Origin of the sequence: Streptomyces sp. SAI-170 (assembly GCF_049739565.1) — a bacterium.
Classification (GTDB): domain Bacteria; phylum Actinomycetota; class Actinomycetes; order Streptomycetales; family Streptomycetaceae; genus Streptomyces.
On sequence record NZ_JBMGQD010000001.1, the window covers coordinates 5,776,260 to 5,790,411 of the forward strand.

The 14,152-nt window shown below is 74.7% G+C and carries 12 protein-coding genes; all 12 read right to left on the reverse strand.

Going from position 1 to position 14,152, the window contains the following annotated elements; all coding sequences use genetic code 11:
• Positions 1 to 34: 34 nt before the first annotated feature.
• The 12 genes from RKD23_RS25865 to RKD23_RS25920 all read right to left on the reverse strand — a co-directional run bounded on the left by RKD23_RS25865 (position 35) and on the right by RKD23_RS25920 (position 14,141).
• A complete protein-coding gene (locus RKD23_RS25865) occupies positions 35 to 1,390 on the reverse strand; it encodes a carboxyl transferase domain-containing protein (RefSeq protein WP_424855841.1) in 1,356 nt (451 codons plus the stop codon).
• Positions 1,387 to 2,829, reverse strand: coding sequence for an acyl-CoA synthetase (locus tag RKD23_RS25870; protein WP_424855842.1), 1,443 nt, complete (start codon positions 2,827 to 2,829; stop codon positions 1,387 to 1,389). The genes RKD23_RS25865 and RKD23_RS25870 overlap by 4 nt, the downstream gene beginning before the upstream one ends.
• A 103-nt stretch (positions 2,830 to 2,932) precedes the next feature.
• Entirely contained in the window at positions 2,933 to 3,541 is a 609-nt protein-coding gene (locus RKD23_RS25875) for an O-methyltransferase (protein WP_424855843.1), read from the reverse strand.
• A gap of 74 nt (positions 3,542 to 3,615) precedes the next feature.
• Positions 3,616 to 4,683: a MerR family transcriptional regulator gene (locus RKD23_RS25880; protein WP_424855844.1), complete on the reverse strand. Its 1,068-nt coding sequence runs from the start codon at positions 4,681 to 4,683 to the stop codon at positions 3,616 to 3,618.
• 64 nt (positions 4,684 to 4,747) lie between these two features.
• Positions 4,748 to 5,338 carry a hypothetical protein gene (locus tag RKD23_RS25885; RefSeq protein WP_424855845.1) on the reverse strand — a complete coding sequence of 197 codons (591 nt, stop codon included), beginning with the start codon at positions 5,336 to 5,338 and terminating at the stop codon, positions 4,748 to 4,750.
• On the reverse strand, positions 5,316 to 6,134 hold the full coding sequence (locus RKD23_RS25890; RefSeq protein WP_424855846.1) for an FkbM family methyltransferase: 819 nt from the start codon (positions 6,132 to 6,134) through the stop codon (positions 5,316 to 5,318). The genes RKD23_RS25885 and RKD23_RS25890 overlap by 23 nt, the downstream gene beginning before the upstream one ends.
• Positions 6,131 to 6,367 carry a Trm112 family protein gene (locus RKD23_RS25895; protein WP_424855847.1) on the reverse strand — a complete coding sequence of 79 codons (237 nt, stop codon included), beginning with the start codon at positions 6,365 to 6,367 and terminating at the stop codon, positions 6,131 to 6,133. Before RKD23_RS25895 ends, RKD23_RS25890 begins: the two co-directional genes overlap by 4 nt.
• Positions 6,364 to 7,260 (reverse strand): hypothetical protein, encoded by an 897-nt coding sequence (locus RKD23_RS25900; protein ID WP_424858332.1) that lies wholly within the window; start codon positions 7,258 to 7,260, stop codon positions 6,364 to 6,366. Before RKD23_RS25900 ends, RKD23_RS25895 begins: the two co-directional genes overlap by 4 nt.
• Before the next feature lie 17 nt (positions 7,261 to 7,277).
• Positions 7,278 to 8,006 (reverse strand): class I SAM-dependent methyltransferase, encoded by a 729-nt coding sequence (locus RKD23_RS25905; RefSeq protein ID WP_424855848.1) that lies wholly within the window; start codon positions 8,004 to 8,006, stop codon positions 7,278 to 7,280.
• The gene (locus RKD23_RS25910) at positions 8,003 to 9,247 is read right to left on the reverse strand and encodes a condensation protein (protein ID WP_424855849.1); all 1,245 of its coding nucleotides are present in this window, start codon (positions 9,245 to 9,247) and stop codon (positions 8,003 to 8,005) included. Before RKD23_RS25910 ends, RKD23_RS25905 begins: the two co-directional genes overlap by 4 nt.
• Positions 9,244 to 13,365: an alpha-(1->3)-arabinofuranosyltransferase domain-containing protein gene (locus tag RKD23_RS25915; RefSeq protein ID WP_424855850.1), complete on the reverse strand. Its 4,122-nt coding sequence runs from the start codon at positions 13,363 to 13,365 to the stop codon at positions 9,244 to 9,246. Before RKD23_RS25915 ends, RKD23_RS25910 begins: the two co-directional genes overlap by 4 nt.
• On the reverse strand, positions 13,362 to 14,141 hold the full coding sequence (locus tag RKD23_RS25920; protein WP_424855851.1) for a class I SAM-dependent methyltransferase: 780 nt from the start codon (positions 14,139 to 14,141) through the stop codon (positions 13,362 to 13,364). Before RKD23_RS25920 ends, RKD23_RS25915 begins: the two co-directional genes overlap by 4 nt.
• Between the last annotated feature and the right edge of the window lie 11 nt (positions 14,142 to 14,152).

The window sequence follows — 14,152 nt, forward strand, 5'->3', positions numbered from 1 at the left end:
GAGTATGTCCCGCCCCGCAGGCCTCAGTTGACCCTCACGGTTGACGATCACCTGTTCCAGGGAACAACTGATCCCCTGTTCGGATCAGTCGGAGCTCCGCCAAGTCCTGGGGCCGCAGCCGGAGTTGACCGGCGGTCGCCTCGACCTCCTCCGGCGGGCGCTTCAGGATCGCGGCCGCGAGCTCCGGCGCGATGACGGAGAAGTAACTGTCCGGCGTGGCCCAGGTGTTGCCGGGCGCGGCCAGTGCCAGCGCCCCGCCCGAGCCGCCCTCGCCGATCAGCAGCGTGGTCAGCGGGGTACGGGCGCCCGCCACTGCGGCGAACAGCTCCGCGATCGCCGCGCCCGCGCCCTGCCGCTCGGCCTCGGCGTCGTTGGCCGCGCCCGGGGTGTCCACCAGGGTCAGCACCGGGATGCCGAGCCGGTCCGCGAGCCGGATCAGCCGGGTCGCCGTCCGGTAGCCCGCCGGGCGGGTGGCGGTGCCGCACTGCGCGGCGTACGCGACCGTACGGCCCCGATGCTCGCCGAAGCCGCACAGCATGCCGGGGTCGGTACCGCCGCAGCGGTCGCCGCTGATCGCCACCCGGTCGGTGAAGTAGGCGTCCAGATAGGCCTCGGCGCGGGGGCGTTCGGGGGAGCGGGCCCGCCGGACCGCGTCCCAGCCGGTGCGCGGGAGATCGCGGGCGCCGAGGGGCTCGGGCGGGGGCGCGGGTTCGGCGGAGGGCGTCGTCAGCAGCCGCAGCCAGCGGCCCAGCACCTCGCGCAGCTCCTGCGGCGGTACGACCGCGTCGGCCGCGCCCGCCGCGACCTGCGCCTCGGCCGTGTACGCGGCCGGGTCGGCGTCCGCCGGGCGCACCCGCGAGCCGGCGAAGCCCACCTGGGCGCCGGGGAGGGCGAGGACCACGTCGGCGCCCGCGCCCAGGGTGGCCCAGCCGCCGCCGGTCGTCGGGTCGCGCAGGACGGCGATCTGCGGCAGCCCGGCCTCACGCGTGAGCACCGACTGCCGGGCCACGCGCTGGAGTTGGGTCAGCGCGACCATGCCCTCCTGCATCCGGCTGCCGCCCGTGGCGATCAACGGCACGACCGGCAGCTGGTGTTCGCGTGCGTGGACGTACGCCGCCTCGATGCGGTCGCCGGTGCGTTCGCCGAGGGAGCCGCCCAGGAACCCGAACTCGAAGGAGATCAGCACGGCCCGTGTGTCCCCGACTCGGGCGGTGCCGCACACCACCGACTCCGGCTCGCCGGTGCGCTCGGCGGCGCGGGCGCGGGCGGCGTCGTAGCCGTGCCAGCCGAGGGGGCCGTCGGGGGCCGGCTCGCGCTCGGGCGGAGGCAGTTCGGTGAAGTCCTCGGCGACGAGGGCGATCGCCTGCCGTGCGGTGAGGCGGACGGTCATGAGGCCAGCGCCCGCTTCATGATCTTGCCCATGTCGTTGCGGGGCAGCGCGGCGAGGTGGTGGACGACCCGGGGCCGCTTGTGCGGGGCGAGCCGCCGGGCCACGTGGTCGGCCAACTCGGCGAGGGTGGGCGGAGCTTCGGGGTCGGCGGGTACGATCCAGGCGACGATCCGCTCGCCCAGGTCCGGGTCCGGCTCCCCGGTCACGGCGGCCTCGCGCACACCCGGGTGCTCCAGCAGGGCGTTCTCGATCTCACCGGCCCCGATCTTGTAACCGCCGCTCTTGATCAGGTCGGTGGCCTTGCGGCCGACGATGCGGACATAGCCGTCGGGCTCGCGCACCGCCATGTCCCCGGTGCGGAAGAACCCGTCCGCCGTGAACGCGGCCGCGGTGGCGTCGGGCCGGTTGAGGTACTCGGTGAACAAGTTCGGCCCGCGCACCTGGATCTCGCCGACGGTCTCCCCGTCGTACGCCGTGATCCCGGAGCCGTCCTCCTCCACCAGCCGCAGCTCCACGCCGGGCAGCGGCACACCGACGGTCCCGGCGCGGGCCTCGCCGTCGGCGCGGACGCTGGTGTTCATCAGTGTCTCCGTCATGCCGTACCGCTCGATGACCCGGCGCCCGGTCGCCGCCGCGATCCGCTCGTGGTCGTGCACCGGCAGCGCGGCCGACCCGGACACCAGCAGCCGCGCCCCCGCCAGCGCCTTCGCCAGCTCCGGGTCGCCGGGCAGGGTCTCCGCGATCCGGTGGTACATCGTCGGCACCCCGAACAGCATGGTCGCGCCGGACGCCAGCTCCCGCGCCACGCCCTCGGTGGTGAACCGGCCCAGATGCCGTACGCCGCCGCCCCGGCGCAGCGGGCCGAGGATGCCGAGCACCAGCCCGTGCACATGGAACAGCGGCAGCCCGTGCACCAGCTCGTCGGCGTCCGTCCACTGCCAGGCGTCGGCCAGCGCGTCCAGCGTCGAGGCGATTGCCCGGCGCGGGATGACGGCGCCCTTGGGCGGGCCGGTCGTGCCGGACGTGTAGACGACCAGTGCGGGGTCGGCGTCACCGGCCGACTCAGCGGGCAGGGCGCCTTCCGCGTGCACGTCGACCTCGACACGGGCCAACCCCTGGACGGCCACAGGCAGTTCGGCACCCGGCCCGACGAGGACGACGTCCGGCGCGCTGTCGGCCAGGATGTGCGCCAGCTCCTTCTCGCCCGACTTCGGGTTCAGCGGCACCAGCGGCAGCCCGGCGAGCAGCACGCCCACCGCACCGACGGCTGTCTCCAGCTCGGGCGTCGCCCACACGGCGACCCGGCGCGCCCCACGCACCCCCTCCGCCACGGCACCGGCCGCGGCGGCGAGTCGCGCGTACGTCAGCGACCGCGCCCCGAACCGGAGCGCGACGCGCTCGCCCGGTCCACCGGCGAGCGCGGGAAAGAGGGAGGACACGCGGGGCACTCCTTGACGGTCGGAAACGGCCGGGAAATTCGACGACGACCCGTTCCTACCCCAACCCCGCCCAAGGCCGCAGGAGCCCGGACCGTGACAACGGTCACCGAGCGACGCGGCGCGTCCCCACGACCACGCTCAGATCCGGCGCGAGCCGCAGTTCCACGGTGTGCAGCGCCGGGTGGTCCAGCCAGTGCAGCCGGGCCAGGTCGGGGCGGCCGTCGTGGAGGGGCGGCCAGGTGGTGGCGGGGGTGAAGTCGTCGACGACGACCGTGCCGCCGGGGGCGAGGAGCCGCTCCACGTCGGCGGGCGCGTCACCGGGCGTCTTGCCCTGTCCGCCGCCGTCCAGGACCAGCAGGTCGAACGGCCCGTGCTCCTCGACGCGCCGCCAGTCACCGGTGAGCACCTCCACACCGGGCCGGTCGGCGAACAGGGCCGCCGCGGCGCGGGCCCGCTGCGGATCGCGTTCCACGCTGACCAGCCGTACGTCTTGCCCGGCGCCGGACGCCAGCCACGCCAGGCCGACGCCGAGCCCGGTGCCGGTCTCCCCGATGACCCGCCGGGCCCCGCCCGCCAGGGCGTGCAGCAGGCGGCCCTGTTCGGGGCGGCAGGAGTGGGGGAAACCGTGCGCCCGGGCGGCGGCGACGGCGCGGGCGACGAGCGGGGGCAGGGGACCGGCAAAGGCGTGGGCGGCGGTTCCGGTGAGGGACATGCCGCCGATCCTGCCGGACCGGGCCGGGGCCCGCTGGACGATCGGGCCTCCCGTTTCCTGAACGGACCTCTTGATCAGGCCCCGGCCACCACCACGTCCGCGACCACACAGCTGATGTTGTCCGGGCCGCCGGCGTCGTTCGCGGCGTCGGTCAGGGTGCGGACGGCGTCGTCGGGGGAGCCGGCGTCGGTCAGAAGCCGTCGGATGTGTTCGTCGGGGACGGTGACGGACAGTCCGTCGGAGCAGAGCAGGTAGCGGTCGCCGGGGCGGGCCTCGTGGAGGCGGAGGTCGGGGAGGGGGTCGGTGTCCGCGGAGAGGGACTTCAGGAGCAGGAAGCGCTGCGGATGCGACTGAGCCTCCTCCGGTGTCAGCCGGCCCTCGTCGAGCAGGGACTGCACGACGGTGTGGTCGTGGGTGATGCGGAAGAGCGCGCCGTCGCGCAGGACGTAGGCCCGGGAGTCGCCGATGTGCGCCAGGGCCAGCGCGGAGCCCGTCCAGAGCAGGGCGGTCAGGGTGGTGCCTGTCTCCTCGGCCCCCGCGGTCTCCCGCACGGCGCGGGACGCGTCGCGCACGGCGTCCTCCAGCAGCCCGAGCACGCTGCCGTCCGGCAGGTCGCCGGTGTCCAGCGCGGCCAGGGCATCGAGGGCGGCGCCGCTCGCGCCCTCGCCGCGTGGCCCGTAGCCGTCGGCGACCGCGAGCAGCCGCCGCCCCGCGTAGGCGGCGTCCTGGTTGGCGGGACGCGTCCGGCCTCGGTCGGAGTGCGCGGCATAACGGAGTTCCAGCATGGTGGTGTCCTCCCGTGTCGGGGTCGACAGATGGTCGACGAGGAACGCGGCGAGGTCCCGCCGTACGGCCGTCTCCGCCTCGACGCGCGCCCAGTAGGCCCGGATCTCCGCGGCAGCCGCACGGGCGTCCCGCTCCTGGAGGTCACACACCTCGCGGATCGACGCCAACGGCATGCCGAGCCGCCGCAGCCACGCCACGAGCCGGGCCCGCTCCAGCTGTCCGGCCGCGTAGTACCGGTAGCCGGTGTCCGGGTCGACCCGTGCCGGCCTCAGCAACTCCAGCTCGTCGTACAGCCGCAGTGCCTTGGGCGACAGCCGGCTCACCTTCGCGAAGGCCCCGATCGTCAGCATCTCCATGGAGTACCTCGCCCCGTCCTCGTCTCTTCCGCCACCGATGCTGGGGCTTCACCGAAGGGGAAGGTCAACCACCGCCCACCGCCGTCCGCTGGAGCAGCCCCCAGGTGAACTCCGCCACCACCTCCCGGCGTACGCCCTCGGCGTCCGGGGCCGTGAACGTCAGACCCCACCGGGTGGGGGCGGTGCCCTCCAGGGGGCGGGCCGGGGCGAAGGCGCGCGCGGCCTCGTCGACCGTGCAGGACCAGGGGGTGAGGTCCGCCAGCGTCCTCAGGACCGGGGCCTGGGCTCCCGCGGCGCGGACCAGCCATTCGTTCCAGACCGTGCCGTTGGGGGCCAGGAGGATCTCGAAGCGCAGGTCGGGCCAGAGGGGGAGCGGCCACTGCCAGGCCTCGCAGTCCAGGTCGCCGATGCGGCGGGGCGTGACGGACTCCGGGGGGCCGAGGACCGAGCGGTAGCGGCTTGCGGCCGGTCTCGCCCGGGGTGAGCGCGTCATCGCCTGCCAGCGCTTGTTGGCCTCGCGCATCTCCGCCACCGACACGCCGAGTTCATGGCGGGCCCGCTCCACCAGGACCGGGTTGTGGTCGGCCATGCGGCGCAGCAGCACCAGCTGGAAGTGCAGGGGCGTGAAGGGGCTAGCTGACGGCATGCGTCCCATCGTCGCGCACCCGCGCCCCGCCCGGGCGGCGGCCGTCCGGGAGGAACAGCACCGAGTTGACGTACCGCGGCCGGTCCCCGAAGGGCAGGACACGGCGGGCCAGCCCGTGGGAGGCGACATGGGCGGCACGGGCCTGGTGCGCCTCCAGGGGGAAGGCGGACAGCGGGACCCAGGTGTCCGCGGGCAGCACCCAGCCCTCGTAGCCGAGCAGGCGCAGATACGTCACCACCGGTGCGACCGGCTGGATACGGGACTCCAGCTCCACGAACAGGGCGGGCCGGTCGCGGGAGAGCAGGGCCGTCGCGCCGCGCAGGACCGCGGGCTCGCTGCCGTCCACGTCGACCTTGACGAAGCCGACGTCCTTCAGGCCGAGGTCGTCCAGCGCCACCACGCGCACCGGGACGGCACGGGCGTGGATGTCCCGCCGTACGAGCGAGGACACGCCCCGGTCGCCGGGGTCGCCCGCGGGCAGCCAGAGGCGGGCGGTGCCGGGGCGGTCGCCCGCCGCGGCCTCGACGACCCGGACGTTCGCCGGGGCCGTCGCCGTGAGCAGGCGGGCCAGGTGCGGTACCGGCTCCACCGTCACCACCCGGCGGGACCGCCCGGCGAGCCGGTGGGTCCAGGGGCCGTACCAGCCGCCGACGTCCACCGCCGTCCCGCAGCCGGGCGGGCAGAAGTCGCCGAGGCGGGCCAGCTCCGGCTCGAAGCGCGGGTACACCGCACGCGCGGCGGCCGCGACCAGGCGTGGCGGCAGGTGCGGGGCGAGCCGGGCCGCCAGGGTGGGCCGCCCGGTCATGGTGCCGTCCCGGGCGCCTCGGGGTGTCCCTGGGAAAGACGCCGCAGGAAGTCCTCGTGCTCGTCGTCCCCCAGCTGCTCCCCCGACGACGGCAGCAGTTGCGGGACGCCGTCCACGATCGGGTAGAGGCGGCGCAGCCGCGGGTTGTACAGGGCGTCGTCGGCCAGCAGGTGCAGCGGGCCCTTGTCGAGCGGGCAGGCCAGGATCTTCAGCAGGGGGTCGTCCGGTTTCACGTGAACTCCTCGGCTGGGACGGGGACTTGCGGGGCCGGGTCGTGCTTCGGCACGGACAGCAGCACGCCGACCGCCAGGCAGATGCCCGCCAGCCGCAGCGCGAGCCGCACCGGATCGCCCGGCAGGGCCTCGCCGAACGACAGCGAGCCCAGCACGGCCGTGTACAGACACGTCACCGTCGTACACACCGGCACGATCAGCGACGCCCGGCAGCGTTGCAGCGCGGCTTGCGACATCACCAGGCCGAACGCGCCGGTGAACAGCAGCAGATAGGGGTACGGGGAGCGGGCCAGCCCGGCCAGGGCCTGCCCGGGCGGGCTCCCCGTCAGGCAGCCGGACACGCCCTTCACGGCCAGCGAGCTCACCCCGTACAGCAGGCCGACCGCCACGCCGTACTCGACGCCCGTGGTCGGCATCCGGTGGCGGCGCGCGGCCCGGCGCTCGGCGGCCCGGTACAGCCACACCCCGCCCGCCAGCGACGGCACGCACACGAGCAGTACCAGCGGGTAGGGCGCCGACCGGCCCACCTGCTCGGTGTCCTCCAGCGACAGCACCACCATCAGCAGCGCGGCGAGGATCGCGGCCAGCGCGTACCGCTCACGTCCGCTGGTCTCCTCCCGCAGCAGCCGCGCCGACAGCAGCACCAGCAGGACCAGGCCGGAGACGAAGATGCCCTGCGCGGCGGCGATCGGCAGGGTCCGGTAGACCACGAGCTGCGCCCCGAACCCGGCCGCGAGCGCCGTCGAGCCCGCCAGCCACAGCGGGCTGCCCAGCACATGCCGCAGCAGCCGCGCCGGGCGCCGCACGGACACCTCCGGCATGCCCGCCAGCGCCCGCTTCTCCAGCACGAAACCGCTGCTGTACAGCACGTTCGCCAGCAGGGCCGCGGCCACTCCCCACCACACGGGCCTCAGGTCCTTCGCGCGTGCAGCAGCAGGATCGAGGCCAGTGACGGTCGCGCGCAGGCCAGCCGGTCCAGCGGCCTGAGCGGCCGGGGCACCCCGTGGAAGGGCGCCCCGGCCAATGTCACGACCTCGAAGCCGGACGCGGCGACGAACTCCCGCAGCGCCCGGGCCGTGTACAGCCGCAGATGCCCTACGACCTCCCGGCCCGGCCGACCGTGGACCGCGCGCAGGCTCACCTCGGAGAACACCGGCTGCACCCCGGCCAGCAGCAGGCCGCGGTTGTACCAGGCGGCCAGGTTGGGGGTGGACAGCATCAGATGGCCGCCCGGGCGCAGCACCCGGCGCAGTTCGTCCAGGGCCGCGTCCGGGTCGACGAGGTGCTCGATGACCTCGCTGAACAGCACCGCGTCCGCCGATCCGGCCCTGAACGGCAGTCCGCGGCCGGTGAGTTCACCGCGCACGGCGTACGGCAGCCGGGCGCGGGCGCGGCCGAGCGCGTCCTGGGACCAGTCGACGCCGACGAGGTGATGGCCCGCGAGGAGGGGAGCCGCCGTGGCGGCCGCGGTGCCGTCGCCGCAGCCGATGTCGAGGATGGTGCGCGGGGTGGTGGTGGCGGGGCCGATCGCTGTCGCGAGCATGCGCGCCTGGCGCAGCGAGCGGGCGCTGCCGGAGGCGACCGGCACGGCGGGGTTCTCGTAGAAGTCGCGCAGTTCCCCAGGGGCGACGGCCGTCATGCGGGGACCTCCGTGGTGTGCAGGTGCTCCTCGAACAGCTCGCGCAGATGGGCGCCGTCGCCGGGCCCGAGCAGGGTGCGCGACCAGCGCAGGGCCAGGTGGAGGCGGCCGGCGGTGGAGGCGGTGGTGACGGTGAGGCCGCGCGGCATCCGGGCCGGCGCCGAGAACCACACTGCGTGCGCGCGGCCGCCGTCCTCGCCGAAGTCCAGCGGGTACGGGATGCGGCCGATGTTGCTGAGCAGCGTCGTCGACATCCAGGGCGCGGCCGCCCGGCGCAGCCCTCGCGTGAGGGCCGCCCGCCACGCGACCGGCGTGACCGGCTTCGTCAACAGGGCTGCCCCGTGCCCGAGTTGGGGGCGGGACTGGGCCTTCAGTGCACGGGTGCGGGTCGCCGTACGGTGCAGCAGCTCGGGCATGGGGAGGTGCAACTCCTCCGGTGCCAGGGTGACTTCGACCAGGCGGGTGCCGTTGCCGATGGGCATGGAGGCGTCCCTCGGGCGGTCGTCCACGGGCATGGTGATGCGCAGTGGGCGGGGGCGGACGCCGTGCGCGCCGTTCCAGTGGGCGACGGTGAGGGCGGTGGCGGCCATCAGCTGGTCGTTCACCGTGTAGGGGGCGCCTTTCGGGCGCCGGGGCAGGGGCAGTTCGGTGACGAGGAGGCCGTTGCCCGGCGTGGGCTCGGGCGCGCCGGGGGCGATCCTCGCGGGACGGGCCCAGGGGGAGGGCGCGGGTGGCGGGGGTGCGGCCTCCTGCTTCCGTACGGGGGGCGTCGAAGGAGCGTTGTCCCGGCCGCCGTACAGCTCCGCAGCGGTGGCGAGGACACGGAGGCAGGCGGGGCCGTCCAGGGCGGTGTGGTTGACGGTGAGCAGCAGGACGGTGCCGGCCTCCTCGACGACCTCCATCCGTATCGGCGGCGACACCGACAACGGGGGCGCGTACGCCAGCGCCCGGGCCCGCGCGTCCCGTAACGCCGTCCTGCCCGGCTCCGGGAACGTCACCACCTCCACGTCCGGGTCCGTCGTCAGCTCCCACAGGTAGCGGCGGTGGTACCAGCGGGCCGGCGCCTCGCGCATCAGGATGCGGGGGTGCTGGTGCAGGGCCTCGTGGAAGGCCTTGCGGAGACGGCCGGGGTCGAGGCGGCCCGGGAGGTGGACCTCGATGTGGACGGTCTCCGGTTCGGCCTCCTGGTGGCAGTGGCGGGAGATCTCGTCCACGACGGGGAACGGCACCCGTGTCGTCATGCCCGGCCCTCCTTCCGTGCTCCCGGCTCGCGCACGCTCACCAGCGCCGCGAACAGCCCTGTCAACGCCAGCAGTTGAGCGACCGGCCCGAAGGCCCCGGCCCCTTCCGTCGCGGGCCGTCCCGCGCCCGTCGCCGCCACGAGACCCGCGGCCGCGAGGGAGGCGAACGCCAGCGGCACGAGAAGAGCGTGGCGGCGACGGGCCACCAGGGCGAGGGCCGGGACCAGCAGGGCGAACCAGCCCGCGATCACCACGCCGACCAGCGTCAGCGCCACCGTGCCGAGCCAGAACCCCGGCGCGGGCGGCACCGGCTGCGGCTCGTCCGGGTTCTCCGCGCGCCTGCGCCACAGCACCAGACAGGCCAGCACGGCGATCCCGGCCCCGCTGCCGATCAGCGCCCCCTCGTAGGCCGTCGACGGCTCGTACGTCAGCTTCACCGTGCCGCCCGCCCCGGCCGGTATCCGCCAGCCCTGCTGCCAGCCGTCGAGCCGGACCGGCGTCAGCTCCTCGCCGTTCAGGGTGGCCTTCCAGCCGTCGTTGTGGTTCTCGTACGTCGTCAGGTACGAGGCCGCGCCCGAGCCGACCGTCACCTCGCGGCGGTCGCCCAGCCAGTCCCGTACGCGCAGCTCACGCCCGCTGGTGGACGGCTCGGGGAGCGTGCCGCGGGTCAATGTCACGTCGGTGAGGAGCAGCGGGCCGGCGTCGGCCGACTCCAGCCGATGGGCGCCTTCCGGGAGATCGAGCGACCCGCCCGGACACAGCGTCACGTCCACCGCCCGGTGCTGGACCAGGTCCCGCACCGTCCCCCGCACGCGCGTCTCGTACCGCTGCCCGTCCACCGAGACCGCCGGCCCCTTCCCGCAGGGCAGGGAGAAAGTGCGGGAGGCGGCGGGCTGCGGCACGCGGTAGCGGTCGAGGGACGGGACGTACGCCTCGGTGAGGCCCACCGGCAGCTGGAGGTCCTCGTCGACGACCGGGTTGTGCAGGGTGAGCGGGGCGGTCGCGGTGACGGTGATGTCGAGGCGGTCGGTGGTGATCGGCGGGAAGCGCACCCAGCCGTTGTCGTCGACGGCGGCGACCGCAGCGCCGTCCGGGGAGCTGAGGTGCACCTGCGTGGGCCGGGTGGTCAGCCCGCCCGCCGGGGCCAGCACCAGCTCGCCCACCGGCTGCTTGTCCGGCCAGCGCAGATGCAGCGTCGGGCGGTCCCCGGCGATCCAGGCCGTCGTCAGGTCGCCGTCGGTGAGGTTGCGGGCCGACAGGCCCACGCCGAGGCGGGCGGTGGAGTCGGCGGTGGCGGTGATCCGGCCGGCCTGGTCCGGCGCCACCTCGTACAGCAGCCGGTCCAGCTGCTCCCCGGGCACGGGGATCGCGCTCGCCCGGAACCCGTACGCGCCGGGCGTGTTGACGGAGAAGCCACGGCGCAGGCCGGACTCCATGCCGGTCGGGGAGACGCTCGCCGGGTCGGCCGTACGGTGCAGGGAGACCACGTCCGCGGCCGAGCCGGAGTCCCGGGTGTCGGCGGGCAGCCGCAGCAGCCGGGTCACGGTCACCCCGGGCAGGTCCACCTCGGAGAAGCCCGCCCCGGTGAGTCCGGCGCGCCGCTCGACCGAGTCGACGATCGTCAGCCGCATCCAGCGCGTCGGCCCGGGGAACGCCCGGATGCTCTGGGCCGTGCCGTCGGGCCGCAGGAAGCTGGTCGCCGAGCCCCGCTCGGTCTCCACCCGCACCCGGGTCGGCGCTGCCCGCACACTGCCCTGCGGCAGCGGAGTGACCTCGAACGACGACGGCATGTCGTAGGACCCGCTGAAGCCGATCCGCAGCCACTGCCCGTCGGGCGAGCCGTCCGAGCCCTCCGCCCAGGCGGTCGCCGGGTCGCCGTCGAAGGCGTTCACCGGGTCGAACTGCGGCAGATGGAAGAACCAGCTGCCGTACGACGACGCCGTCACCGACCGCGCCCCGCGCAGCTCGGCCACCGTCTGGTGCTCCACGCCCGTCACCGGCAGGATCTGGTGCGGCTTCTCACCGGGGTCCTGAAGGGCGTCTGGCGCGTTGCGCTCGTCGCGGGTGTACGTGTACGAGGTGTTGGCGTCGACGAGGCCGAAGCGGGTGTCCGCGCGCCGCAGCCCGTCGCCGGTGACCTGCACGGGCGGGGTGCCGAGCCCGGGGTGGTTGTCGCCGGTCAGCACGGTCGCCCGGCCGCGCATCGCGGAGGCGAGCGGCAGCAGCGCCTCCGGGCCGCCGGAGACCACGGCCGTGTCGGCGACCGCCGTCAGCCGGGCCTGTCCGGGCCGGGGCACGGCCTCGTCGGCGGGCCGGTAGATCTCCACCGCCCGCACCCGCGGGTACAGGCCCTCCACCTGGAGCGGGGTGTCCTCGGCGATCCGGCCGACGGTCGTCACCGGGCCGAGCCCGGTCACCCGCTCGTAGCCGGACTGCTCCAGGGTCCGCTTCACGGTCGTGGTCGGGGTCCAGCCGATCTGGTCCGGGTCGAGGTCGTTGCGGACAATCACGTAGTACAGCCCGGCCCGGCTCAAGTAGTCGGCCAGGCCGGGCACTTCACCGCCGGTGAGCAGGGCCTGCTGGACGGCGTCCATGGCGCGGCGGTTGCCGGGCGTGCCGAAGGGGACGTAGTCGCGCTGCGCCCAGCGGGAGCCGGCGACCACGTCGAGGGGCTGGTCGATGGTCGAGCCCCAGGTGTACACACCGTGCGCGGTCGCGGGGACGACCAGGGCCCGCGAGTCGGGCGAGTACTTCTCCAGCCAGTCGGCGGTGGCCTTCCAGTACGCGGGGATCTCCCGGAACGAACCCGGGTTCAGGATCGACCCGTTGAGATACGGCCACACCAGCCCCGGCAGCACCAGCACGGCCGCGGCGAACGGCAGCACGCGCCGGCCGCGCACCGCCCGCGCCCCGCGCGGCTCGGCGGCCACCGCGACGAAGTGCGCGAGCCCGAGGGTGAGCGCGAGGGCCACCCCCGTCTGGAACTTGTAGATGTTGCGGAACGGCGCCAGCGTCCCGTCCAGCCAGCCCTGCACGGCCCCGTGGAAGGGCGCCCCGACCGTGCCGCCGTACCCGGCGAGCAGCACCAGCGCGCACACCAGCACCGTCAGCACCAGCCAGCGTCGCTCCGGCAGATCCCGGCGCGCCAGACCCGCGAGCCCGAACCCGGCGGCGAGCGCCGAGCACACGATCACCGCGACCGCCGAGACCACCGTCCACCCGGCGGGCAGCCATGCCTCGCCGAAGTGCAGATACGCCACCCAGTTCCCGGCACCGCGCAGCGCCTCGGTGGCCGACATCGTCTCGGTCGTGGTCTGCGAACTCTCCACATAGGGAAGAAAGTTCTCGCCGTACGCGCCGAGCAGCAGCAGCGGCACCCACCACCAGGCGGTGGCCACCACCATCGCGGGCGCCCACCAGGCGATCAGCTTGCGCCGCCGGGGCCCGGCCGGCCGGGACAGCAGATAGAGACCCACGGGAAGCAGACTGGCGAGGGTGGACACGGCGTTGACACCGCCCATGAAGGGCACCAGCAGCGCCGAACGCAGCGCCGCCACCCGGGCCGTGTACCGCTCGTCCGCCAGCGGCAGCAGCACCCACGGCAGGAACGCGCCCGGCAGCACGGCCGCCGACGTCGACCCGACCACGATGGTGAACACCGGCCACAGCGCGTACGCCACCGCCCCCAGCAGCCGCGAGGCCCCGCTGCCGACACCGAGCCGCTCGGCCAGCCGCAGCGCGCCCCAGAAGGCGACCGTCACCACCAGCGACAGCCACAACCGCTCCGCGAGCCACACCGGCACATGGGCCGTGCGGCACATCCAGTGGAAGGGCAGCATCGGCCACAGGTAGCCGACGTACTGGTCGGAGATCCCGCCGAAGCCGCCCCGGTCGTGCCACAACTGCCCCAGGTCGGCGAGGAACTGGCCCGGATCGGTGGTCACCCCCAGCTTGGTGTCGAAGGTCTGCCGCCCCGGCCGCACCGCGAGGAACAGGACGAGGACCACGGCCCAGAACCCCAGCAGCCAGCGCCGTGACCGCGGCCCCTCGGGTCTGTCGGGCGCGGTCGCGGGCGTGGGGACGGCCGCCGGGGGAGGAACCTGGACCGTGGTCGTCATGGGGCACACCGCCGGAGGATGAGGAGAAGGTTCCAGGTGGCGACCTCACGGAGTCCCGGCACCTTGACGATGCCCTCCGCGAGGAACGGCCAGTAGCGCGACCGCGCCGACACGATCCGCACGTCGTCGCGGGCCCGCACCTGCCGCAGGGTGGGGCCGATGTGCACGGCGAACAGGTTCTCGCCGAGCGTGTGCTTGGCCGGGCGCCCGGTGCGGCGCCGGTACCTCTCCCGGGCCCGCTCGGCGCCGAAGTAGTGCCAGGGCGCCCACTCGTGACCGCCCCACGGGGACAGCCAGTTGGTGAACGACACATAGATCAGCCCACCCGGCCGGGTCACCCGCACCAGCTCGCTGAGGAACGTCTGCGGGTCGGCCACATGCTCCAGCACGTTGGAGGAGAACACGACGTCCGCGACACCGTCGTAGAGGGGGAGGAGGTACCCGTCGGCGACGACGGCACCCCCGGGCGGCTTCTCGCCCAGCTCCCGTAAGTCCGGCTCGAAGAGGTACGCGTTGGCCCCGCGCCGCCGGAACTCCTCGGTGAAGTACCCGCCGCCTCCGCCGACATCGACGACGGTACGGCCGTCGACGGACCCGTCGTACGCCTCGACCTGATCGACGGCGTCCCGGGCGAGGACCGAGTAGCAGTGGACAGGGTCGTGCTGCTCACGGAGGAAGGCCCGAAGGAGAAGGACCGAACGCTGAAAAGATGGGTCGGCCTTATAGGGGCGCGGGGCTGTGTTCGATATGCGGCTACCGCCGCGTGGGCGCGACAAGCCACGACGAC

Excerpts from the sequence above, each read along its gene's own strand:
- RKD23_RS25865 (WP_424855841.1), bottom strand. The coding sequence starts at position 1,390 with ATGACCGTCCGCCTCACCGCACGGCAGGCGATCGCCCTCGTCGCCGAG.
- RKD23_RS25915 (WP_424855850.1), bottom strand. The coding sequence starts at position 13,365 with ATGACGACCACGGTCCAGGTTCCTCCCCCGGCGGCCGTCCCCACGCCC.
- RKD23_RS25875 (WP_424855843.1), bottom strand. The coding sequence starts at position 3,541 with ATGTCCCTCACCGGAACCGCCGCCCACGCCTTTGCCGGTCCCCTGCCC.
- RKD23_RS25880 (WP_424855844.1), bottom strand. The coding sequence starts at position 4,683 with ATGGAGATGCTGACGATCGGGGCCTTCGCGAAGGTGAGCCGGCTGTCG.
- RKD23_RS25905 (WP_424855848.1), bottom strand. The coding sequence starts at position 8,006 with ATGACGGCCGTCGCCCCTGGGGAACTGCGCGACTTCTACGAGAACCCC.
- RKD23_RS25890 (WP_424855846.1), bottom strand. The coding sequence starts at position 6,134 with ATGACCGGGCGGCCCACCCTGGCGGCCCGGCTCGCCCCGCACCTGCCG.
- RKD23_RS25910 (WP_424855849.1), bottom strand. The coding sequence starts at position 9,247 with ATGACGACACGGGTGCCGTTCCCCGTCGTGGACGAGATCTCCCGCCAC.
- RKD23_RS25885 (WP_424855845.1), bottom strand. The coding sequence starts at position 5,338 with ATGGGACGCATGCCGTCAGCTAGCCCCTTCACGCCCCTGCACTTCCAG.